Genomic DNA, 21,573 nt, shown 5'->3' with positions numbered 1-21,573 from the left:
GGCTCGGTCGGCATCCGCCTAGTCCTCGCGATCGAGGATGGTGGAGATCATCGCGGTGGTGGAGACCCCGTCCTCGAAGCCCAGCACCTTGACCTCGCCGCCATGGGCGATCACCGCCTCGCCGCCGGCGATCTCCTCGGGACGGTAGTCGCCGCCCTTGACCAGCACGTCCGGCAGCACCCGACCGATCAGCTCGGCGGGGGTGTCCTCGGCGAAGGGCACCACCCAGTCCACGGCGCCCAGGCCGGCCAGGACCTGCATGCGCCGCACCAGCGGATTGATGGGCCGCTTGGGGCCCTTGAGGCGGGCGATGGAGGCGTCGTCGTTGACCGCCACGATCAGGCGGTCGCCCAGCTTGCGGGCCTGCTCCAGGTAGGCCACATGGCCGGCATGCAGGATATCGAAGCAGCCGTTGGTCATCACCACCCGCTCGCCGCGGGCCTGGGCGGCGCGCACCGCCTCCGTCAGGGCCGGCGCCTCGATCACGCCGAACTCGGCCAGCTTGTCGCCGTGCAAGGCGGTGTAGAGCTCGGCGATGGAGAGGGTGGCGGTGCCCGGCTTGGCCACCACCAGGCCGGCGGCCAGGTTGGCCAGGGTCATGGCCTCGGGGAAGCCGTGGCCGGCGGCCAGCGCCAGGCCCAGCACGCCGATCACGGTATCGCCGGCGCCGGTGACATCGAACACCTCCCGGGCCCGGGTGGGCAGGTGCAGGGGCTCGTGGTCGGCGCGGATCAGGGTCATGCCCTTCTCGCTGCGGGTGATCAGCAGCGCCTCGAGATCGAGCTCCCGGCGCAGCGCCTCGCCCTTGGCGGCTAGCTCGGCGTCGTCGCGGCAGGGTCCCACCACCGCCTCGAATTCGGTGAGGTTGGGGGTGATGACGCTGGCCCCACGATACTTGCGGAAGTCGCTACCCTTGGGGTCGACCAGTACCCGCTTGCCGGCGGCGCGCACCGCATCGATCAGCGCCTCGACCCGGTTGAGGGTGCCCTTGCCGTAGTCGGAGAGGATCACCAGGTCCACCTCCGCCAGGCGCTCGGCGACCCGTTCGCCCAGCTCGCCGGTATCCACCTCGCAGAGCCCCTCCTCGAAGTCGAGGCGAATCAGCTGCTGGTTGCGGCTCATTACCCGCAGCTTGGTGATGGTGGGAATCTCGGCGCTGCGCTGAAAGTGAACGCTCACTCCGGCGTCTTCCAGGCGCTCGCTCAGCAGGCCGGCGTTATGGTCGTCGCCCACTAGGCCGGCCAGTTCGGCCTGGGCCCCCAGGGAGGCGATATTCAGCGCCACGTTGGCGGCGCCGCCGGGGCGATCCTCGCTCTCGCCCACCTTGACCACCGGCACCGGGGCCTCGGGGGAGATACGCGAGGTGCCGCCGTGCCAGTAGCGATCCAGCATGACATCGCCCACCACCAGCAGGCGGGCCTGTTCCAGGGCGGTCAGATCAAGCTTCATTCCTTGGCTCCGATAGCAGGGCGTCGAGGCGCGCGATCACGTCCTCGGCACGAATCAGGGACATGGCGTCCGGGTGGCGCACCCGCTGGCCCCATTCCAGCGCCTCGGGGTCCTTGTGCAGGTAGCTGCGCACCGCCTCGGGGTAGCGATTCACCACCGAGTCACGCCACAGGTAGGGGCCGGCCCGCTCCGGGTTCGTGGTAGCGAAGAGCCCCACCACCGGCGTCGCGAGGGCATTGGCCATATGTACCGGCCCGGAATCGGGGGCGACCACCACCCGCGCCCGGTCGATCAGCGCCAGGAGTCCCTTGAGGGAGGTGGCACCGATGGCGTCGATCAGCACCTCGTCCTGGCACAGCCGGCGAATCTGCTCGGCCATCTCCCGCTCCTGGGGCGTGTCGCTGCCGGTGAGCACCGTCTTCAGGCCATATTGACGCCAGGCGTGATCGATCACCGCGGCGAAGCCTTCCGCCGACCAGTTGCGGAAGTTACGCAGCCGCGCGCTGCTGCAGGGGCTGATCAGCAGATAGGGCGCCTCGCCGGTGAGCCGACGAGCCTCGCCCACGGCGCCCTCGGGAATCGGCAGGTCCCAGGTCAGGGAGGTGTCCTGCACGCCCAGCAGGCGGGCGAAGTCCATAAAGGAGTCGAGCACATGGGCGCGGGGGTGGGGCGCCAGGTGACGCTGCACGAACCAGTGCTGCTTGTCCTTGGCGCGGGCCGGGTCGTAGCCGATGCGTACCCGAGCCTTGAGGCCGAGGGAGAGCACGCTGGCACGCACCGCCTGCTGCATGTGCAGCAGGGCATCGAAGCGGGTCTCGCGCAGCTGGCGCCAGATGGCGCGCATGCCGGCCAGGCCGGTGGCCTTGTCATAGACCACGAACTCGACCCCGGAGAGGCCGGCCAGTAGACTGTGCTCGCCCTTGCCGATGATCCAGGTGATGCGCACGCCGGGCCACTGGCGTTGCAAGGCACGCACCGTCGGCACCAGGTTGCAGACATCGCCCAGGGCGGAGAGCCGCAGCACGCAAAGGTGCTCGGGGTGGGCGGGCAGAGGATGCTTCATGCGGTTGGCTATATCCCGAACGGAAAAGGCGGTCATTCTATATGATGCCGACAGTTTAAGTGACGCCGCCCCCGGGCCACAAATCGGCCCCGGCGGCGCGCCGACGCCTGCCTGGTTCCGGGGCGACTTCTGGGAGGCCCGCCAGGCGGTGGTCGGCCAGGCCCCGGGGCGGGGCGCTAGCCTGTTTCTCGAGGCGGGCCCCGAGGAGTGGGTGCTGCGCCCCTATCGCCGCGGCGGCCTGATCGCCCGGCTCAGCGAGGCGCGCTACCTGTGGACCGGCGAGGCGCGCAGTCGCGCCTTCCGCGAACTGCGCCTGACGGCGGCACTCCATGAGCGGGGCCTGCCGGTACCGCGACCGGTGGCCGCCTGCCTCTGGCGCCATGGCCTGACCTACGAGGCGGCGCTGATTACGGTGCGCCTGCCCGGCGCCAAGGCCCTGGCCGAACGCCTGACCCGCGCCGACGCCACCCTGCTGGCGCGGGTCGGCCGCACCATCCGCCAGTTTCATCGGGCGGGGCTGGATCACGTCGACCTCAATGCCCGCAACCTGCTGGTGGACGAGACCGACCAGGTGTGGCTGATCGATCTCGACCGCTGCCGCCTGCGCGCCCCCGGCCCCTGGCGCGAACGCAACCTGCAACGCCTGGAACGCTCGCTGAAGAAGTTCGGCGTCCCCGAGGCCATGGCCGCCATTCGCCGCGGTTACGCGGAGTAGAGGCGCGACAACAGGGCCTCCTGCGCGCCCAGGATATCGCTCGTCTCGGGCACCCGACCGTCACGATGGAAGACCGCCTCGTGGCACGCCTCGTAGTGGGGCCAGTAGCGGAAGGGTACCGTCATGTAGAAGATCCCCAGCGTCGGCGTATGAGTGGCCAGGGCCAGGTTCCTGACCCCGGTGTCCCCGGAGACCAGCAGCGCGCTCTCGGCGAGGAAGGGCGCCAGGGCATCCAGGTCGAGGCGCCGTTGCACCGAGACATTGTCGTGCCGCCCGGCGATATCCATCAGGAAGTCACCGCTCTCTTCCGCCTTGTTCCCTTCCAGCAGCACATGCTGATAGCCGGGGAAACGAATGGCGGCCTGATCGATCAACGCCGCCCAGGATTCTCGAGAGAGGGACTTGCGGCTCACCGCCGCATAGGGGAAATAGACGATGCGGCGGTGAGCCTCCCCCGGCCGATGGCGAGGCAGGGAGAACTCCAGCGGATACTGCGGCTTGTGCCCCATGACCTTGAGGAAATCGAGCAGGATCTCCGCCTCATAGTGGAAGTCGGAACGCAGGATCCCCACATCGAAGAGCAGCCGATTGAAGACCTGGCGATAGGGAAAGCCGAGCTTGACCCGCGCCGGGGTCACCAGGCTGAGCAGCCGGGAGCGGGAGGTGTCGGCCAGGTCGAAGAGCACGTCATAGCGCCCCGGCTCGCGCAGCGAGCGCCATTGCTCGGCCAGGGAGCCCTCGCCATCCAGCACATGCACCGCGTCGATCAGGTCCCTCGGCAGCGCGTACTGATAGCGGCTGACCGTGCTCAGGGTGATATGGGCCCGCGGGAAGAAACGACGCAGCTCCACCAGGAAGGGACGCGCCGCCATCATGTCACCGAAGGCGCACTGGCGGATCACCAGGATTCGGCGCACCTCCTGCGGATCCAGTGCCGATAGCCAGCGCCGCCCGCGCTCATTCAGATACCCGCCTTTCTCCACCCAGGCCTTCATGGTGCCTTCTCCGTTTCTAGGTCCCGATAAATCGCCGTCAGGGCGGCGATATGTGCACTGATCTCGAACTCCTGGGCGACCCGCTCCGCGGCGGCTTCCCCCAGGGCCCGGCGCAGGCCGGCATCCTCGGCCAGCTCGTGCAGGGCCTCGGCCCAGGCCAGGGGCGAATCCGGTGGCGCCAGGCGCCCGCACGTCGGCGGCAGCAGCTCGGGGATGGCGCCGCTATCGGCACCGATCACCGCCTTGCCGGCGGCCATCGCCTCGATCACGGTGAGGCCGAAGGCCTCGTTCACCGAGGGCACACAGACCAGGTCCAGGGCCTCCATCAGCCGCGGCAGGTCGCGACGAAAGCCGGTCAGGGTGATGCGCTCGCCCAGAGCCAGCTCGGCGATACGCGAGCGCAGCCGCGCCACATAGGCTTCGTCGCTGCCCTCGCTGGCCTCGAGACCGCCGATCAGCACGCCCTGGAAGCGTAGCGCCGGCGCCAGCCGCGCCAGTTCCGCCAGGGCCTCCAGCCACAGCTCCTGCCCCTTGCCCGGCGTCAGCCGCCCCGGCAGGCCGATGGCGATGGCGCCGTCGGCAATGCCCAGCTCGCCGCGCAGGGTGGCGCATTCTCGCGCCGTCAGCCGCGGCCGATAGGGCGTGGTGTCGATGCCCAGGTAGAGGCGTTGAATGCGTTCCGGGGGCAGCGCGAAGGCCTTGAGGTTACGGGCCCGGGTCGCCTCGCTGATGGAGAGCAGCCGGCTCAGCTTGCCGTAGGCCCAGCGATGGTAGGGCCCCTTCTTGGGCCGGGTCACGCCCATGTGCTCGGTGAATACCAGGCGCAGGGCGGGCCAGAGAGTGGCCAGCAGGGCGGCCAGGCGCAGGTCGCTGGACTTGTGACAATGCACCACGCGGATATCATGGTGCTTCAGATAGCGCAGGATCCGCGGCGCCGCCAGCAGGGCGCGACCCCGGGAGGGCACCGTCAAGGGCGTGATGCCGGCCTCCTCGAGGCTGGCCGCCACTCGAGACCCCGCCAACGCCAGGCCGTGGGCCTGCCAGCCCTGGCGTTCGAGCTCGGGTATCATCCGTGCCGGGTACATTTCCAGTCCACCCCACCCTTCAGAGAGGCAGATATGCATTACCTTGTGGGACAAGGTCGTCTCCTTCGTTGCCAAGCCGGGATCCGGGCCCGCCGATGACCGATGCCACCGCCTCCCCGCAGCGCATCCTGGTGGTGCGCAACGACAAGCTGGGCGATTTCATGCTCGCCTGGCCGGCCCTGGCGAGCCTTAAACGGGCCAGTGGCGCTAACCATATCACCGTCCTGGTGCCCGGCTATACCGCGGCCCTGGCGCGAGCCTGCCCCTGGGTGGACGAGGTGCTGGTGGATCCCGGCGATCAGGCCGAGCGTCGCGCCCAGCGCGAGCTGCTGGACACCCTGCGCCGGGGGCGCTTCGATGCCCTGCTGACCCTCTTCTCCACGCCACGTATCGGCTGGCTGGGCTGGCGGGCGGGCATTCCCCTGCGCCTGGCGCCGGCCACCAAGTGGGCGCAGGTATTCTACAACCGCCGGATCACCCAGCGTCGTTCGCGTTCCGAGAAGCCGGAATACGTCTACAACCTGGAGCTCGCCCGCGCCCTGCAGCGCGAGCTGGGGCAGGTCACACCGGAGGTGGCGCCCCCCTACTGGCCGCTGCCTGCCGCGGAGCGCCAGGCCCAGCGCCAACGGCTCGGTGACGAGCTGGGCCTGGCCTCCGAGCGCCCCTGGCTCTTCCTCCACCCGGGCAGCGGCGGCTCGGCGGTCAACCTGACGGCGGCACAGTATCGCGACCTGGCGGTCGGCGTCTCCGCCCGCCTGACCCGCCCGCCCCTCTGGCTGCTTACCGCCGGCCCCGGCGAGGAGGCCACCGCCGATAAGCTGGCCCAGAGTCTGGGTGACGCGGGCCTCGAGGCCCATCGGGTGCCCCCGCGCCCCGACCTGGCCGCCTTCGCCAGGACCCTGATGGCGGCGGACCTGTTTATCGCCGGCTCCACCGGCCCGCTGCATATCGCCGCCTGCCTGGATCGTCCCACGGCGGGGTTCTATCCCGCCAAGCGCTCGGCGACGCCGCTACGCTGGCAGACCTGCAACCGGGCGGAGCAGCGGCTGGCCTTCAGCCCGCCGGCCCTGCCGGGTCAGGAGACCGATATGGCGCGGATCGACCTGCAAGCGGCCGCAGAGGCCATCGCCGAGCGGATCCACCAGCAAGACAAAAGCGAAGAATAATTAACTATCGGAGCTCGGCGGTGACCCTGGAGAGCGGCTATCGGCGGTATCGCCGGACGGCGGGCCGGTACGGGTTCGTACCCAGAGGTCGGCGGTGACCTTGGAGAGCGGCGAAGGACCTTCGCCCTCCGGCCGTTAGTGGCTATCGGAGGTATCGCCGGGCGGCGGGCCGGTGCGGGTCCGTACCCAGAGGTCCGCATACTTAGCAAAGGTGGAGTGCGCCGAGAGCAGCGCCAGCAGCAGCCCCTGGCGACCGTCCAGGAAGCCCGCCTTGAGCAGGTACATGCGCAGGAAACAGCCGATGCCGTGCACCACCCCCGCCCCCAGGCTGCCGCGCTTGCCCCGGGCGGCTCGCTGCTCCGCCCAGGCCTGGGCGTAGTGGGCCGACTTCTCCAGGTAGTGGCGCAGGTCGCGGTAGGTGAAGTGGAGCAGGTCTCCGGCGAGCGCCTTGACCGGCAACCCTTCGGGATTCTCCAGCTTCTCGTGCACCAGGGCGTCGTTATAACCGGCGCGGCCCCGGGGATAGAGGCGCGCCACCCGGTCCGGGTACCAGCCGGAGTGGCGAATGAAATCGCCGAAACACCAGGAGAGCCGCGCCAGGGTGTAGATCGCCGGGGTCGTCTCGGCCAGGGCGGCCTGGAGGCTCCGGCGCAGCTCCGGCGTGACCCTTTCGTCGGCATCCACCATCAGGATCCAGTCGCTCTCCACCAGGGCCTCGGCCCGGCGACGCTGGATCCCGAAGCCCTGCCAGTCCGCCGCCACCGCCACCTTGTCGGTATAGCGGGCGGCGATCTCGCGAGTGGCATCCTGGCTGCCGGCATCCAGCACCACGATCTCGTCGACCCAGGTCAGGGTATCGAGACAGGCGGCGAGGTGCTCGGCCTCGTTCTTGACGATGAGTACGGCGGCCAGCGACATAAGGCGATCCTGCGCTAAGGGAAGTGGGCGCCAGTGTAAGGGGGCCCCGGCCCCATCGCAACGCGCCCTCTCCAGCCCGGTAGCGAAGCTTGTTAGGCTAGGAGGTTGCCGAATGCGCTAATGGCGTCGGCAGTCCTCCAGGTCCCCCCTCAACCGCCAGAGAAACCGCCTTGAAACCGAGCCTCCCCCTGCCGAGCCATCCCCTTCGCGCCCCCCGCTGGTGGGCCCTGGGCGTCCTGGGCCTCTGCCTGGGACATGCCCTGAGCGTGCTGCTGCCGATTCCCTGGTTCAGCCTGCTGCCCATCGCCGGCCTGTGGCTGGGCCTGGCCGCCAGGCTGGGCTGGGGGGCGCCGCGGCATGCCCGCTATCGACGCGTCTGGCCCTGGTCGCTGCTGCCCCTGGCCCTGTGGTGGGTCTACCTCTACCTCTCCCATGGCTTCGGCATCGTCGACCTGGGGGCGGTCTTCTTCCATCTGCAGGCGGGCATCTCCGAGCACGGCGGGGCCGGGCGCATCACCGCGGCCATCCTCTATACCCTGGCGGGCCTGCTGAGCCTGGTGGCCTTCACCTGGTTGATTCGCACCGACAGGCGCTGGCGACTCTGGGAGAAGGTGCTGATGCTGGCCCTGGTGGCCGGCAACCCCCTGCTCTTCGGCCTGGGGCAGCGCGGCGCGGCCATCGTGGTGGAGGACGACGGGGCCTGGCTCGACCGCCGCTATCAGCAGCCCGTGCTCCAGGACCGCCCGGCCTCGCCCCCCAATCTGCTGGTGATCTACCTGGAGAGCCTCGAGCGCACCTACGCCGACCGGGAGCGCTTCGGCGATGCCTATGCCGACCTGGACCGAGTCGGCGCGCGGGGCAGCGTCTTCGCGGGGGTGCGCCAGCTCGACAATACCGGCTGGACCATGGCCGGGATGATCGCCAGCCAGTGCGGGGTACCGCTGATGCCCGCCGGCCTACTGCACGACCGCCAGTTCGAACCCCTGGAGGCGGTGGCCCCCGGGGTCGACTGCCTGGGCGACCTGCTGAGCGAGGAGGGCTATCGCCTCACCTACCTGGGCGGCGCCAGCACCGACTTCGCCGGCAAGGGGCTGTTCTACGAGGGGCATGGCTTCGATCGGGTGCTGGGCCGCGAAGCGCTGACCCCGCGCCTGGCCGACCCGGATTACCTCAACAGCTGGGGGCTCTACGACGACACCCTCTTCGACATCGCCATGCAGGAGATCGACGCCCTGGAAGCCGAACCCGGCCCCTGGGGCCTGGTCATGCTGACCCTGGGCAGCCATGCCCCCCATGGCTACCCGTCCCGGCGCTGCCGGGAGCGCCAGGGCGAATTCGATGGCGTGGATATCCTCTACTCGGTGGAGTGCACCGCCTGGCTGACCCGCGACTTCCTGGAACGCCTGGAGGCCAGGGGCCTGCTGGACGACACCCTGGTGATGATCGCCAGCGATCACCTCAGCATGCGGGTCTCGGCCTGGGACCAGTTGGTCCTCGGCGAGCGGGACAACACCTTCATGCTGTTGGGGCCGGGCGTCGAGCCGACCCACATCGAGCGACAGGCCTCGACCCTGGACCTCTACCCCACCCTGCTGGAGGCCATGGGTTACGACCTGCCCCAGCACCGGGCCGGCCTGGGAGTCTCCCTGCTGGCGCCCACCCTCAACCTGGTGGAACGCCACGGGGTCGAAGAGATCAACCGGCGCCTGACCCAGGAGCGTGCCCTGCAGCAGCGTCTCTGGGAGGGGTTGGCCCCGCAGCCCAGGACCCAGGGCGACGAGGACGCCGCCCCGGATGGCGTGGAGCAGGTCACGGAAATGCCCCGGGACAGGCCCGCGGGAGAGGTGCCACCGCTTTAACCCTGGATGCCGGCGGGCTCGGCGAGCAGGGCCGTCAGCAGGCGCTCGGGGGTCATTTGGGTCAGGCAGTGGGTATGCCCCAGGGGACAGGTGCGCTGGAAGCAGGGCGAACACTCCAGCGACAGGGTATGGATCTCGGCGTTGCCGGTCAGCGGCGGCGTATAGGCCGGCGAGGAGGAGCCGTAGAGGGCATGCACCCGGGTCCCCACCGCCGCCGCCACATGCATCAGGCCGGAGTCGTTGGTCACCACCTGGCGGCAATCGGCGAGCAGGTCCACCGCATCCGCCAGCCGGGTCTTGCCGCACAGGTTATGGGCATGCTCGAGCCCGGCGCTGATCGTGTCCCCGGCCTCCACGTCCTTGGGACCACCCAGCACCCGCACCTCGAAGCCTCGTTCCACCAGGGCCTCGGCCAGGGCCCGGAAGTGCGCCAGGGGCCACTGCTTGGCGGGCCCATACTCGGCCCCCGGCATCATGCCGATGGCGGGCCGCGACGACAGGCCCCGGGCCAGGCGCAGCTCCACCAGGTTATCGGCATCCACCTCAAGCCGCGGCCGCGGAATCGGGAAGTCGCCGGCGGCGGCCGCCTCGGCGGGCAGCCCCAGGGCCACGAAGCGTTTCACGGTCTGGTCGAGTACCGCCTTGTCGAGGCGCCGACGATCATTGAGCAGGCCATAGCGCTGCTCGCCGGTGAAGCCGGTGCGCCGGGGAATGCGCGCCAGGAAGGGTACCAGGGCCGACTTCAGGGAGCGCGGCAGGACGATGGCCCAGTCATAGCGCCCTTTCAACTGGGCGGCCAGGGCCCGGCGCACGCCCCAGCCGAACTGACCATGCCCCACCTCCAGGCCATGGGCCTCGTCCACCTCGGCCATGCGCTCGAGGATCGGCAGCGACCAGGGCGGCGCCACCACGCCGATACGGCAACCGGGGTGGCGCGCCTTGAGGGTCATGAACAGGCTCTGGGCCATCACCATGTCGCCGACCCAGGAGGGGCCGACCACCAGGATGCGGGGCCCCTCGGTGGCCTCGGCGCTAGCCATTCAGCCACTCCAGGTAGGCGCGCACGCCCTGGGCCACGCTCTTGAACTCGGCGTCATAGCCGGCCTCCCGCAGCCGCGAGATATCGGCGCGGGTGTAGCTCTGGTAGCGCCCCTTGAGCTCCTCGGGGAAGTCGATGTACTCGATCTTGCCGCGGCCGTAGTAGTCGATCACCGCCTCGCCGATGGCCTTGAAGGGCTCGGCGCGGCCGCTGCCCAGGTTGAAGATGCCGGAGCGCTCCGGGTGGTCGAGGAACCACAGGTTGACGTCGACCACGTCGCCCACATAGACGAAGTCGCGGCTCTGCATGCCCGCCTCATAGCCGTCCCAGGCGCCGAACAGCTTGAGGTCCTGGCCGGCGCTCACCTGGGTATGGTGGTGATAGGCGACGCTGGCCATCTTGCCCTTGTGCTGCTCCCGGGGGCCATAGACATTGAAGTAGCGGAAACCCACCACCTGACTGGTGAACTGATCCCAGCGGGCGCGCACGTACTGATCGAAGAGCAGCTTGGAGTAGCCGTAGACGTTGAGGGGCTTCTCGTGCTCCGGCGCCTCCACGAACACCTCGCTGCCGCCATAGGTGGCCGCCGAGGAGGCGTAGAGGAAGGGGATGCCGCGCTGCTGACAGAAGTGCAGCAGCACCTTGGAGTACTCGAAGTTGTTGTCGAGCATGAAGCGGCCGTCCCACTCGGTGGTGTCGGAGCAGGCCCCCTCGTGGAAGATCGCCTCGATGGTCGGCAGGGTCGCCGGCCCCCCGGCGAGCTCCGCCTCGGCGCGGCGCCGGAAGTCATCCTTGTCCAGGTAGTCACCGAGGGTGCAGTCGGCCAGGTTGACGAACTTGGTGCCGTCGGAGAGGTCGTCCACCACCATCACGTCCTGATGGCCGCGGGCATTCAGGGCCTTGACCAGATTCGAGCCGATAAAGCCGGCCCCGCCTGTTACTACGATCATCGCTTGAGTCCTCTATCGTCCGGGCCGGCGCCGCGGACCGACTTGCCCGGGTGCCTATAACCGATTCCCCACTGATTGTATACTTGACGCCTTGTGAATTCATGGGCCAACCGGTGCTTCACCAATGACAGAGTCGACGCCTGACGCGAAAACCTTCCAGGGCCTGATCCTCGCCCTGCAGCAATACTGGGCCGAACAGGGCTGTGTGGTCATGCAGCCGCTGGATATGGAAGTCGGTGCCGGCACCTTTCACCCGGCCACCTTCCTGCGCTCCATCGGCCCCGAGACCTGGAACGCCGCCTATGTGCAGCCGTCCCGCCGCCCCACCGACGGCCGCTACGGCGAGAACCCCAACCGCCTGCAGCACTACTACCAGTTCCAGGTGGTGATGAAGCCCTCGCCCAAGGACCTCCAGGACCTCTACCTGGGGTCCCTGAAGCGCCTGGGCATCGATCCCCTGGTGCATGATATCCGCTTCGTCGAGGACAACTGGGAATCGCCGACCCTGGGCGCCTGGGGCCTGGGCTGGGAGGTGTGGCTCAACGGCATGGAGGTGACCCAGTTCACCTACTTCCAGCAGGCCGGCGGCATCGAGTGCTTCCCGGTCACCGGCGAGCTCACCTATGGCCTCGAGCGAATCGCCATGTACCTGCAGGACGTGGACAGCGTCTACGACCTGGTCTGGACCATCGCCCCGGACGGCACTCAAGTCACCTACGGCGACGTCTACCTGCAGAACGAGCGCGAGCAGTCCGCCTACAACTTCGAGCACGCCGATGTGCCGGCGCTGTTCAATGCCTTCGACCACCAGGAGAAGGAGTGCGCCAAGCTGCTCGAGGCCGGCCTGCCGCTGCCCGCCTACGAGCAGGTGCTGAAGGCCTCCCACACCTTCAACCTGCTGGACGCCCGCCACGCCATCTCGGTCACCGAACGCCAGCGCTATATCCTGCGGGTGCGCACCATGGCCCGGGACGTGGCCCACGCCTACTACGACTCACGCAAGGCCGCCGGCTTCCCCATGGCCCCCGAGGCCCTGCGCCGTGAACTGCTGGCCGACGAACAGGGAGACGCTTGAGCATGGCATCCTCTACTTTCTTGCTGGAACTCGGTGTCGAGGAACTGCCTCCCGGTGCCATCGATAGCCTCGCCGACGCCCTGGCCGAGGGCCTGCGTCGCGGCCTGAGCGACGCCGAGATCGACTTCGGCGCCATCCGCGCCCACGCCACCCCCCGCCGCCTGGCGGTGGAGATTGTCGAGCTCGCCGACAAGCAGCCGGACCGCGAAGTCGAACGCCGCGGCCCGGCCCTGGCCGCCGCCTTCAAGGACGGCCAGCCCACCAAGGCCGCCGAAGGCTTCGCCCGCTCCTGTGGCGTCGGCGTCGACGAGTTGATCCACCTGGAGACCGACAAGGGCACCTGGCTCGGCTACCGGGAACAGCAGCAGGGCGAAGCCACCACCGCCCTGCTGCCGGCCATCGCCGACAAGGCCATCGCCGCCCTGCCGGTGCCCAAGAACATGCGCTGGGGCGCCTCGCGCATCGAGTTCTCGCGCCCGGTGCACTGGCTGGTGATGCTCTATGGAGATCGCGTGGTGGAAGCCGAGATCCTCGGCCTCACCGCCTCCCGCACCACCTATGGCCACCGCTTCCATGCCCCCGAGGCCATCGAGCTGGCCCGGGCCGACGGCTACCTGGCGACCCTGGAAGAGGCCTATGTGCTGGCCGATCGCCACAAGCGTCGCGAGCGGATCCGCGAGCAGGTGCTGGCCGAGGCGGAGTGCCAGGAGGCCGAGGCGGTGATCGACGAGGCGCTGCTCGACGAGGTCAGCGGCCTGGTGGAGTGGCCGGTGGCCCTGACCGGCAGCTTCGACGAGCGCTTCCTGGAGGTGCCGCCGGAGTGCCTGATCTCCTCCATGAAGGCCAACCAGAAGTACTTCCACCTGCTGGACAGCGACGGCAAGCTCAAGCCGCTGTTTATCACCGTGTCCAATATCGAGAGCCGGGATCCCCAGCAGGTGATCGAAGGCAACGAGCGGGTGATCCGCCCGCGCCTGGCCGACGCCGCCTTCTTCTACGACACCGACCGCAAGACGCCGCTGGCCGAGCGCCGCGACGGCCTGGCCAGCGTGGTCTTCCAGCAGCAGTTGGGCACCCTGGCCGACAAGGCCGACCGCTCCGCGGTGGTGGCTCGGTATATCGCCGAGCGCATCGGCGGCGACCCCCTGCATGCCGAGCGGGCCGCCCAGTTGGCCAAGTGCGACCTGGTCACCGAGATGGTGCTGGAGTTCCCCGAACTGCAGGGCATCATGGGCTGCTACTACGCGCGCCAGGATGGCGAGCCAGAGGCCGTGGCCCGGGCCCTCTACGAGCAGTACCTGCCGCGCAATGCCGGCGACGAGATCCCCCAGAGCCAGACCGGCCAGGCCGTGGCCCTGGCCGACCGCCTGGACACCCTGACCGGCATCTTCGGCATCGGTCAGCGCCCCACCGGCACCAAGGACCCCTTCGCCCTGCGCCGCGCCGCCATCGCCGTGCTCAATATCCTGGTCAAGGGCGAGCTGGATCTCGACCTGCGTGAGCTGCTGAGCCTGGCGGTGGAGCAGCACCGCGACCTGCCCAAGGCCGAGGGGCTGGTGGACCTGGTGTTCGACTATATGCTCGAGCGTTTCCGCGCCTGGGCCCAGGACGAGGGCATGGCGGTGGAGAGCTATCTGGCGGTGCGTGCCCGCCCGGTCACCAAGCCCCTGGACTTCGCCCGCCGCATGCGCGCCGTGCACGGCTTCGCCGCCCGCGACGAGGCCACGGCCCTGGCCGCCGCCAACAAGCGGGTCTCCAATATCCTCGCCAAGCAGGAGCATGACGGCAGCACCCGGGTGAACCCCGAGCTGTTGCAGGAAAATGCCGAGCAGGTGCTGCATCAGGCCCTGGCGGCACGCCGCGAGGAGGTGGCCCCGCTGTTCCAGGCCGCCGACTACAGCGCCGCCCTGGACCGCCTGGCCGCCCTGCGCGAGCCCGTCGATACCTTCTTCGACGAGGTGATGGTGATGGCCGAGGAACCGGCGGTGCGCGCCAATCGCCTGGCCCTGCTCGCCGACCTCCAGGCGCTGTTCCTGGAAGTGGCGGATATCGCCGAACTCCAGCAGTAAGCAGCGTTCCCGCAAGACCAAGGGCCGGCGAGTCAGACTCGCCGGCCCTTTTCTATTCACTCCGCCCAGCCGGACGTTTCACGTGAAACACCGCCGGCGCCAGAGCCGACTTGGCAGCCGATGTTCCACGTGAAACACTCCCCACCACCTAACGACAGCCACGAGGACGCGATGCCCATGCCCTCCCCCGACCGTCTGGTCATTCTCGATCGCGATGGCGTGATCAACCAGGACTCCGATGCCTACGTGAAGTCTCTGGAGGAGTTCCTCCCCTACCCCAGCGCCATCGCCGCCATCGGCCGCCTCTGCCAGGCGGGGTGGACGGTGGCGGTGGCCACCAACCAGTCGGGCATCGCCCGGGGCTACTATAGCGAGGCCACCCTGGGAGAGATGCATGCGGAGCTGCGGCGCCGGGTCGCCGCGGCCGGCGGCGAGCTGGCGCATATCGCCTACTGCCCCCATGGCCCCGACGACGACTGCGACTGTCGCAAGCCGCTGCCCGGCCTGCTCAAGCAGATCCGCGATGCCCTGGGTCTGGACAGCCTGGCGGGGAGCTGGATGGTGGGCGATAGCCTGCGCGATCTGCAGGCCGGTGAGACGCAAGGATGTCACGGCGTGCTGGTCAGGACCGGCAAGGGCGAACGCACCCTGGCCAAGCATCCGGAGCTCGCCGCCCGCGGCAGCGAGACCCGTACCTTCGATGACCTGGCCGCCTTCGTCGACTGGCTGCTGGCCGAACAGGCGAAATAAGCTGGAAAGCAGCTTAATATGAATCGCCCCCATGGCAAGGCCATGGGGGCGATGTTTCTTCCAGCTTAAAGCTTATGGCTTACAGCTACCGGCGCAGCCGGGGGGGTGAAGCCCCGTTAAACGTCGAGGTTGGCGACCAGGGCATTGCGCTCGATAAAGTCGCGACGCGGCTCCACCTCGTCGCCCATCAGGGTGTTGAACATCATATCGGCGGCCACCGCATCCTCGATGGAGACCCGCAACATGCGCCGGGTGTCCGGGTTCATGGTGGTCTCCCACAGCTGATCGGGGTTCATCTCCCCCAGCCCCTTGTAGCGCTGGATGGAGAAGCCGCGCTGGGCCTCCTTCATCAGCCACTCCAGGGCCTCGTAGAAGGTCGCCACCGACCGCTGGCGCTCGCCGCGGGCCACGTAGGCCCCCTCCTCCAGCAGGCCATCCAGGGTCTCGCCCAGGCCGGCCATGGCGCGGTAATCGGCGCTGCCGAAGAAGTCGTTGCCCCAGACGTAGTCGCTGGTCACCCCGTGGGCGATCAGCGACACCTTGGGCAGGTAGAAGCCCCGCTCGCTGTCCTCATGGAGCTGGAAGACATAACGGGGCCCGCCCTCGTAGGCCACCATGGCATCCATCTCCGCCTGCAGGCCATCGATCCACTGCTGCATGGTGCCACGATCGCGAAGGCTCTCATCGCCGTTCAGGGCCGCGGCATGCACCATCTTGCGCAGCACCTCGATGGGATAGACCCGGGACAGGCGATCGATGCGATTCATCACATCGCGGTACTGCTTGACCAGCGCCTCGAGCTGCTCGCCGGCGATGCCCGGGGCATCGGCATTGACGCAGAGGCGGGCACCGTCCAGGGCGGTCGCGGTCAGGTAGTCGGTGAGCGCCTGCTCGTCCTTGAGGTAGGTCTCCTGCTTGCCGCGCTTGATCTTGTAGAGCGGCGGCTGGGCGATAAACACATGGCCCCGCTCGATCAGCTGCGACATCTGACGGAAGAAGAAGGTCAGCAGCAGGGTACGGATATGCGAGCCGTCCACGTCCGCATCGGTCATGATGATGATGGAGTGGTAGCGCAGCTTGTCCGGGTTGAACTCCTCCCGGCCGATGCCGCAGCCCAGGGCGGTGATCAGGGTGCCCACCTCCGCCGAGGAGAGCATCTTGTCGAAGCGCGCCTTCTCCACGTTGAGGATCTTGCCCTTGAGGGGCAGGATCGCCTGGGTACGGCGATCGCGCCCCTGCTTGGCGCTGCCACCGGCGGAGTCACCCTCCACCAGGTAGAGTTCGGAGAGGCTCGGATCCTTCTCCTGGCAGTCCGCCAGCTTGCCGGGCAGGCCGGCGATATCCAGGGCGCCCTTGCGGCGGGTCATGTCGCGGGCCTTGCGCGCCGCCTCCCGGGCCCGGGCGGCGTCGAGCATCTTGTTGACCACCGCCTTGGCCTCGTTGGGATGCTCGATCAGGTACTCGGAGAAGAGCCGCCCCATCTCCTGCTCCACCGCGGTCTTCACCTCGGAGGAGACCAGTTTCTCCTTGGTCTGGGAGGAGAACTTCGGATCCGGCACCTTGACCGAGATGATCGCCGTCAGGCCCTCCCGGGCGTCGTCGCCGGAGGTATTTACCTTGGCCTTCTTGAGCAGTCCCTCGGCCTCGATGTAGCCATTGAGGGTACGGGTCAGCGCCGCGCGGAAGCCCGCCAGGTGGGTGCCGCCGTCGCGCTGGGGAATGTTGTTGGTATAACAGAAGATATTCTCGGCGAAGGTGTCGTTCCACTGCATCGCCACCTCGACACCGACGCCGTCCTCGCGCTCCACGTTGAAGTGGAAGACCGAATTGAGCGTGCTCTTGTTGGTATTGAGGTGATTGACGAAGGCCTTGAGGCCCCCCTCGTAGTGGAACAGCTCTTCCTTGCCGCTACGCTCGTCGATCAGGCGAATCGCCACCCCCGAGTTGAGGAAGGAGAGCTCGCGCAGGCGCTTGGCCAGGATATCGTAGTGGAACTCGATATTGGCGAAGGTCTCCGGCGAGGGGCGGAAATGGACCCGGGTACCGCTCTGCTCGGTCTTGCCCACCACGCTCAGGGGCGCCTCGGGCACGCCATGGTGATAGATCTGTTCATGGACCTGGCCGGCACGCCAGACGGTCAGCTTGAGCTCCTCGGAGAGGGCATTGACCACCGAGACCCCCACGCCGTGCAGGCCGCCGGAGACCTTGTAGGAGTTGTCATCGAACTTGCCGCCGGCGTGGAGCACCGTCATGATCACTTCCGCCGCCGAGACCCCCTCCTCCTCGTGGATATCGGTGGGGATACCGCGACCATTATCACTGACGGTGATCGATTCGTCCGGATGGATCACCACCCGGATCTCGCTGCAGTGTCCCGCCAGTGCCTCATCGATGGAGTTGTCCACTAGCTCGAAGACCATGTGGTGCAGGCCCGTGCCATCGTCGGTGTCGCCGATATACATGCCGGGGCGCTTGCGTACCGCATCCAGGCCCTTGAGGACCTTGATGCTCGATGAGTCGTAAGCCTGTTCGCTCATTGACTACTCCATCATGTGAAGTCTTTTCATTCCGTCGCCTGGAACTCTAGCCGGCCCTGTTTCACGTGAAACATGGCAACCGGGGTCTCCGGTCGCCAGCGTCCGGCGAGTGCCTGGGGTTCGACACTGGTGATGAATGCTTGACAGTCCAGACACGACAGCCAGTGGCAGAACATCTCGCGATGACCCGCATCCAGCTCCGCGGGTAGATCGTCGATCAAATAGAGGCAGGTGCGGCCGGTCATCGCCTCCAGCACCCGTCCCTGGGCCAGTTTCATGGCACTGACCACCAGCTTCTGCTGGCCGCGGGAGAGTACCTCCACCGCCGGGCGCCGCTTGAGACGGATGCGCAGGTCGGCGCGCTGGGGACCCTGCTGGGTAAAGCCCATCTGGCGATCGGTGTCTCGCCCCTGGTGCAGCAGCTCGGCCAACGGCCGGCGCTTGTCCCAACCGCGGGAATAACGCAGCTCGAGACCCGGTAGCGGCAGCAGCTCCTTGAGGGTCTCGTCGAAGACCGGCAGGAAGTCGTCCATATAGGCTCGGCGCAACTCGTCCAGGCACTCGCTCCAGCGCACCAGCTCATGCTCCCAACTATCGAGGGAGCGTCGATCGATTCTATCATGCCTGAGCAGGGCATTCCGATGTTTCAGGGCCCGCCGCACGCCCTTCCACACCTCCATGAAGCCATGTTTCACGTGAAACACGCCCCAATCGAGAAACTCTCGACGCGCCGCCGGCCCTCCCTCCAGCAGGCGGAAGGCATCGGGATTGATCAGCTGCAAGGGCAGGGCCTCGGCCAGCTGTGCCAGGCGGGCGACCCGTTCGCCGCCCAGGCGAAATTCCAGCTCGCTGGCATCGCGCTGGCGACGCACGCCCAGGGCGAGATCGCCCGACAGGCGGGCATGCAGGGTCAGGGTGGGCTGGTCATGGGCGATGGCGTGGCGCAGTTGCTGAGTGCGAAAGGAGCGCCCCATGCCCAGCACATGGATACCCTCCAGCAGGCTGGTCTTGCCGCTGCCGTTGGGGCCGAGGATCAGGTTGATCCCCGGCTGCGGACGCATCTCGAGGGGCTCGAGGTTACGCAGGCCGCTGAAGGCGAGACGCTCGATGGCCATCGTCAGGGCTCGCCGCCTCTCGTCGAGGCGACGAAAAGCCTTGAAATATCAGTTAATTAAAGCCGCATCGGCATGACCACATACATGGCATCACCGCCCCCGGGCTGCTCCAGCAGGGCGCTGCTGTTGGGGTCGGAGAGGGTCATCTGCACCCGTTCGTCGTCGACGGTGTTGAGCACGTCGATCAGGTAACCGACGTTGAAGCCGATCTCCAGGGTATTGCCGCTATATTCCACGGCCACATTCTCTTCGGCCTCTTCCTGCTCGGGGTTATTGGCCATGACCCGCAGATTGCCCTCCTCCAGCAGCAGGCGTACGCCGCGATACTTCTCGTTGGAGAGGATGGAGGTACGCGACAGGACCTGGCGCAGCTCGGCGCGGTCGGCCAGGAACACCTTGTCACCCCCCCGGGGCACCACCCGCTCGTAATCCGGGAACTTGCCGTCCACCAGCTTGGAGGTAAAGGTGAAATCGCCGGTATGGGCGCGCACATGGCTGGCCCCCAGGGTCAGGGTCACCGGCTCGTCGCTGCCGTCCAGCAGGCGCGCCAGCTCCAGCACCCCCTTGCGCGGCACGATCAGCTTCTGGGCCGGAGCGACCTGGATATCGGCGGGCCGCGAGCAGACCGCCAGGCGGTGACCATCGGTGGCCACGGTGCGCACCAGGTTGTCCTTCAGCTCCAGCAGCATGCCGTTGAGGTAGTAACGCACGTCCTGCTGGGCCATGGCGAAGGCGGTGGCATCGATCAACTGCTTGAGGGTGCCCCGCGGCAGGCTCAGCTCGGTACTGCCCTGTCCTTCCTCGATGCTCGGGAATTCCGCCACCGGCAGGGTCGAGAGGGTGAAGCGGGAGCGCCCGCTGCGCAGTACCGCACGCCCTTCCTCCAGGGCGAAGTGCAGCTCGGCCTGGTCCGGCAGCGACTTGCAGATGTCCATCAGCTTGCGGGCCGGCACGGTGACCGCCCCGGAGGTCTCCACCTGGGAGGCGGCGGTACGCCCGATCAGCTCGACCTCAAGGTCGGTGCCGGTCAGGGCCACTTGCTGGGCCTCGTCCACCTGGATCAGCACATTGGACAGCACCGGCAGGGTCTGGCGCCGCTCCACGACGCCAGCGACCAGGGCCAGCGGACGCAGCAGGGCTTCGCGGGAGATGGAAAATTTCATGGGGGCTCCACTTGTCCTGGAATGGGATGACGGCCAATCATCGCGCCTTGCCTGGCGCCTGGCCTCAACTGGTCAGCAAACGCAGTAGGTTCTTGTAGTCCTCGCGGATATCCGCGCTCTCTTCCTGCAATGACTGCACCTTGCGGCAGGCATGCAGCACCGTGGTGTGATCGCGGCCGCCGAAGGCATCACCGATCTCCGGCAGGCTATGGTTGGTCAGCTCCTTGGCCAGCGCCATGGCGATCTGCCGAGGCCGAGCCACCGAGCGGGAGCGACGCTTGGAGAGCAGGTCGGCCAGCTTGATCTTGTAGTACTCCGCCACGGTGCGCTGGATATTGTCGACCCCCACCTGCTTGTCCTGCAGGGCCAGCAGGTCCTTGAGGGATTCGCGGATAAAGTCCTGGGTGATCGGCTTGCCCATGAAGTGGGAGTCGGCGATCACCTTCTTCAGCGCCCCTTCCAGCTCGCGCACGTTGGAGCGGATCTTCTGGGCGATAAAGAAGGCCGCGTCGTGGGGCAGATCGACCTTGGCCTGATCGGCCTTCTTCATCAGGATCGCCACCCGCGTCTCCAGCTCCGGCGGTTCGATGGCCACCGTCAGCCCCCAGCCGAAGCGCGACTTGAGGCGCTCCTCCACCCCGCTGATCTCCTTGGGATAGCGATCCGAGGTGAGGATCATCTGCTGGCCGCCCTCGAGCAGGGCATTGAAGGTGTGGAAGAACTCCTCCTGGGATCGCTCCTTGCCGGCGAAGAACTGGATATCATCGATCAGCAGGGCGTCGACGCTGCGGTAGAAGCGCTTGAAGTCGTTGATGGCATTGAGCTGCAACGCCTTGACCATATCGGCCACGAAGCGCTCGGAATGCAGGTAGACCACCTTGGCGTTCTCGCGACGCCCGGCCAGGGCATTGCCCACCGCATGCATCAGGTGGGTCTTGCCCAGGCCCACGCCGCCATACAGGAACAGCGGGTTGTAGGCCCCACCGGGGTTCTCGGAGACCTGGCGGGAGGCGGCTCGAGCCAGCTGGTTCGACTTGCCCTCGACGAAGGTCTCGAAGGTGAAATTGGGATTGAGGCCGCTGGAGTGCTTGAGGCTACCCTCCACCTGCACCTGCCGCTCGCCGCGACGCGGGGTCTTCTCCTCGAGGGCCTCGATCTCCCGCTCGTCGGCATAGTCGTCGCCGCGGGGCGGTGTCTTCACCGCCGGGGCACTGGGGCGGCGAGGCGTCGCCGAGACCGGGGCCCCCAGGTTGCGGGGCTGCGGGCTGGGCACGCTGCCGCGACTGCCCACCGTGAGGCTCACCTTGGGCGGCTTGCCCGAGGCCAGCTCACGCAGCAGTTCATTGATGCGCTTGATGTACTTGTCGCTGACCCAATCGCGCACGAAGCGGTTGGGAGCCAGCAGGCGCAGCTCATTGGACTCGCCTTCCTCCGCCTGCAGGGGACGAATCCAGGTATTGAACTGCTGCGAGTTCAGCTCGTCCTGCAGGTAATCCAGACACTGTTGCCAAAGAGCGACGGACACGCGACCTCACCATGCAGTTGTCGAATGACCGGCCATTGTATCGTCACAGGCTCGGGTTATCCACACGAGAGGCGGCCCCGGCGGCGCTGTGGACAACTTG

Annotated in this window: 17 protein-coding genes; 6 read left to right on the top strand and 11 right to left on the bottom strand. The window is 67.8% G+C overall.

What is annotated here, in order from left to right; all coding sequences use genetic code 11:
• Positions 1 to 18: 18 nt before the first annotated feature.
• Both hldE and NFU04_RS11315 read right to left on the bottom strand, forming a co-directional pair.
• A complete protein-coding gene (hldE, locus tag NFU04_RS11320) occupies positions 19 to 1,449 on the bottom strand; it encodes a bifunctional D-glycero-beta-D-manno-heptose-7-phosphate kinase/D-glycero-beta-D-manno-heptose 1-phosphate adenylyltransferase HldE (RefSeq protein ID WP_251309542.1) in 1,431 nt (476 codons plus the stop codon).
• A complete protein-coding gene (locus tag NFU04_RS11315; protein ID WP_251309541.1) occupies positions 1,439 to 2,512 on the bottom strand; it encodes a glycosyltransferase family 9 protein in 1,074 nt (357 codons plus the stop codon). Before NFU04_RS11315 ends, hldE begins: the two co-directional genes overlap by 11 nt.
• Here NFU04_RS11315 and NFU04_RS11310 point away from each other — a divergent pair.
• Positions 2,511 to 3,227, top strand: a complete 717-nt coding sequence (locus NFU04_RS11310; RefSeq protein WP_251309540.1) for a 3-deoxy-D-manno-octulosonic acid kinase — start codon at positions 2,511 to 2,513, stop codon at positions 3,225 to 3,227. The two genes, NFU04_RS11315 and NFU04_RS11310, sit on opposite strands and share 2 nt — an antisense overlap.
• On the opposite strand, the gene NFU04_RS11305 is transcribed toward NFU04_RS11310, so the two are convergent.
• Both NFU04_RS11305 and NFU04_RS11300 read right to left on the bottom strand, forming a co-directional pair.
• Positions 3,215 to 4,222, bottom strand: a complete 1,008-nt coding sequence (locus NFU04_RS11305; RefSeq protein ID WP_251309539.1) for a glycosyltransferase family 9 protein — start codon at positions 4,220 to 4,222, stop codon at positions 3,215 to 3,217. The two genes, NFU04_RS11310 and NFU04_RS11305, sit on opposite strands and share 13 nt — an antisense overlap.
• Entirely contained in the window at positions 4,219 to 5,361 is a 1,143-nt protein-coding gene (locus NFU04_RS11300; RefSeq protein WP_251309538.1) for a glycosyltransferase family 4 protein, read from the bottom strand. Before NFU04_RS11300 ends, NFU04_RS11305 begins: the two co-directional genes overlap by 4 nt.
• A gap of 41 nt (positions 5,362 to 5,402) precedes the next feature.
• Between NFU04_RS11300 and NFU04_RS11295 the strand changes: the two genes are divergently transcribed.
• Complete coding sequence (locus NFU04_RS11295) at positions 5,403 to 6,473, top strand: glycosyltransferase family 9 protein (RefSeq protein ID WP_251309537.1); 1,071 nt, start codon at positions 5,403 to 5,405, stop codon at positions 6,471 to 6,473.
• A 135-nt stretch (positions 6,474 to 6,608) separates the two neighbouring features.
• On the opposite strand, the gene NFU04_RS11290 is transcribed toward NFU04_RS11295, so the two are convergent.
• Positions 6,609 to 7,391 (bottom strand): glycosyltransferase family 2 protein, encoded by a 783-nt coding sequence (locus tag NFU04_RS11290; protein WP_251309536.1) that lies wholly within the window; start codon positions 7,389 to 7,391, stop codon positions 6,609 to 6,611.
• A 170-nt stretch (positions 7,392 to 7,561) separates the two neighbouring features.
• On the opposite strand from NFU04_RS11290, the gene NFU04_RS11285 reads away from it, so the two are divergent.
• Positions 7,562 to 9,250, top strand: coding sequence for a sulfatase-like hydrolase/transferase (locus NFU04_RS11285; RefSeq protein ID WP_251309535.1), 1,689 nt, complete (start codon positions 7,562 to 7,564; stop codon positions 9,248 to 9,250).
• Here NFU04_RS11285 and waaF read toward each other — a convergent pair.
• Positions 9,247 to 10,290 (bottom strand): lipopolysaccharide heptosyltransferase II, encoded by a 1,044-nt coding sequence (gene waaF / locus NFU04_RS11280; RefSeq protein WP_251309534.1) that lies wholly within the window; start codon positions 10,288 to 10,290, stop codon positions 9,247 to 9,249. The genes NFU04_RS11285 and waaF overlap by 4 nt on opposite strands.
• Positions 10,283 to 11,239, bottom strand: coding sequence for an ADP-glyceromanno-heptose 6-epimerase (gene rfaD / locus NFU04_RS11275; RefSeq protein ID WP_146803227.1), 957 nt, complete (start codon positions 11,237 to 11,239; stop codon positions 10,283 to 10,285). The genes waaF and rfaD overlap by 8 nt, the downstream gene beginning before the upstream one ends.
• A gap of 124 nt (positions 11,240 to 11,363) precedes the next feature.
• Between rfaD and glyQ the strand changes: the two genes are divergently transcribed.
• From glyQ to gmhB, 3 genes are all read left to right on the top strand, one after another.
• Positions 11,364 to 12,314 carry a glycine--tRNA ligase subunit alpha gene (gene glyQ, locus NFU04_RS11270; protein WP_251309533.1) on the top strand — a complete coding sequence of 317 codons (951 nt, stop codon included), beginning with the start codon at positions 11,364 to 11,366 and terminating at the stop codon, positions 12,312 to 12,314.
• 2 nt (positions 12,315 to 12,316) lie between these two features.
• Complete coding sequence (glyS, locus tag NFU04_RS11265) at positions 12,317 to 14,383, top strand: glycine--tRNA ligase subunit beta (RefSeq protein ID WP_251309532.1); 2,067 nt, start codon at positions 12,317 to 12,319, stop codon at positions 14,381 to 14,383.
• Positions 14,384 to 14,560: 177 nt separating this feature from the next.
• A complete protein-coding gene (gene gmhB / locus NFU04_RS11260; protein WP_251309580.1) occupies positions 14,561 to 15,133 on the top strand; it encodes a D-glycero-beta-D-manno-heptose 1,7-bisphosphate 7-phosphatase in 573 nt (190 codons plus the stop codon).
• 116 nt (positions 15,134 to 15,249) lie between these two features.
• Here gmhB and gyrB read toward each other — a convergent pair whose 3' ends face one another.
• The 4 genes from gyrB to dnaA all read right to left on the bottom strand — a co-directional run bounded on the left by gyrB (position 15,250) and on the right by dnaA (position 21,473).
• Positions 15,250 to 17,670, bottom strand: coding sequence for a DNA topoisomerase (ATP-hydrolyzing) subunit B (gyrB, locus tag NFU04_RS11255; protein WP_251309531.1), 2,421 nt, complete (start codon positions 17,668 to 17,670; stop codon positions 15,250 to 15,252).
• Between the two features lie 26 nt (positions 17,671 to 17,696).
• Positions 17,697 to 18,785: a DNA replication/repair protein RecF gene (gene recF, locus NFU04_RS11250; RefSeq protein WP_251309530.1), complete on the bottom strand. Its 1,089-nt coding sequence runs from the start codon at positions 18,783 to 18,785 to the stop codon at positions 17,697 to 17,699.
• A 56-nt stretch (positions 18,786 to 18,841) separates the two neighbouring features.
• A complete protein-coding gene (gene dnaN / locus NFU04_RS11245) occupies positions 18,842 to 19,948 on the bottom strand; it encodes a DNA polymerase III subunit beta (RefSeq protein WP_251309529.1) in 1,107 nt (368 codons plus the stop codon).
• 64 nt (positions 19,949 to 20,012) lie between these two features.
• Positions 20,013 to 21,473, bottom strand: a complete 1,461-nt coding sequence (dnaA, locus tag NFU04_RS11240; RefSeq protein ID WP_251309528.1) for a chromosomal replication initiator protein DnaA — start codon at positions 21,471 to 21,473, stop codon at positions 20,013 to 20,015.
• Between the last annotated feature and the right edge of the window lie 100 nt (positions 21,474 to 21,573).

This window comes from Halomonas sp. NCCP-2165 (assembly GCF_023708045.1).
In the GTDB taxonomy this organism is placed as follows: domain Bacteria; phylum Pseudomonadota; class Gammaproteobacteria; order Pseudomonadales; family Halomonadaceae; genus Bisbaumannia; species Bisbaumannia pacifica.
Note: the sequence above shows the minus strand (reverse complement) of the source record. Positions and strands in the feature narration are given on the sequence as shown.

Coding starts and splice junctions, on each gene's coding strand:
- hldE (WP_251309542.1), bottom strand. CDS start 1,449: ATGAAGCTTGATCTGACCGCCCTGGAACAGGCCCGCCTGCTGGTGGTG.
- NFU04_RS11310 (WP_251309540.1), top strand. CDS start 2,511: ATGCGGTTGGCTATATCCCGAACGGAAAAGGCGGTCATTCTATATGAT.
- NFU04_RS11315 (WP_251309541.1), bottom strand. CDS start 2,512: ATGAAGCATCCTCTGCCCGCCCACCCCGAGCACCTTTGCGTGCTGCGG.
- NFU04_RS11305 (WP_251309539.1), bottom strand. CDS start 4,222: ATGAAGGCCTGGGTGGAGAAAGGCGGGTATCTGAATGAGCGCGGGCGG.
- NFU04_RS11295 (WP_251309537.1), top strand. CDS start 5,403: ATGACCGATGCCACCGCCTCCCCGCAGCGCATCCTGGTGGTGCGCAAC.
- NFU04_RS11290 (WP_251309536.1), bottom strand. CDS start 7,391: ATGTCGCTGGCCGCCGTACTCATCGTCAAGAACGAGGCCGAGCACCTC.
- waaF (WP_251309534.1), bottom strand. CDS start 10,290: ATGGCTAGCGCCGAGGCCACCGAGGGGCCCCGCATCCTGGTGGTCGGC.
- rfaD (WP_146803227.1), bottom strand. CDS start 11,239: ATGATCGTAGTAACAGGCGGGGCCGGCTTTATCGGCTCGAATCTGGTC.
- glyQ (WP_251309533.1), top strand. CDS start 11,364: ATGACAGAGTCGACGCCTGACGCGAAAACCTTCCAGGGCCTGATCCTC.
- glyS (WP_251309532.1), top strand. CDS start 12,317: ATGGCATCCTCTACTTTCTTGCTGGAACTCGGTGTCGAGGAACTGCCT.
- gmhB (WP_251309580.1), top strand. CDS start 14,561: ATGCCCTCCCCCGACCGTCTGGTCATTCTCGATCGCGATGGCGTGATC.
- gyrB (WP_251309531.1), bottom strand. CDS start 17,670: ATGAGCGAACAGGCTTACGACTCATCGAGCATCAAGGTCCTCAAGGGC.
- recF (WP_251309530.1), bottom strand. CDS start 18,785: ATGGCCATCGAGCGTCTCGCCTTCAGCGGCCTGCGTAACCTCGAGCCC.
- dnaN (WP_251309529.1), bottom strand. CDS start 19,948: ATGAAATTTTCCATCTCCCGCGAAGCCCTGCTGCGTCCGCTGGCCCTG.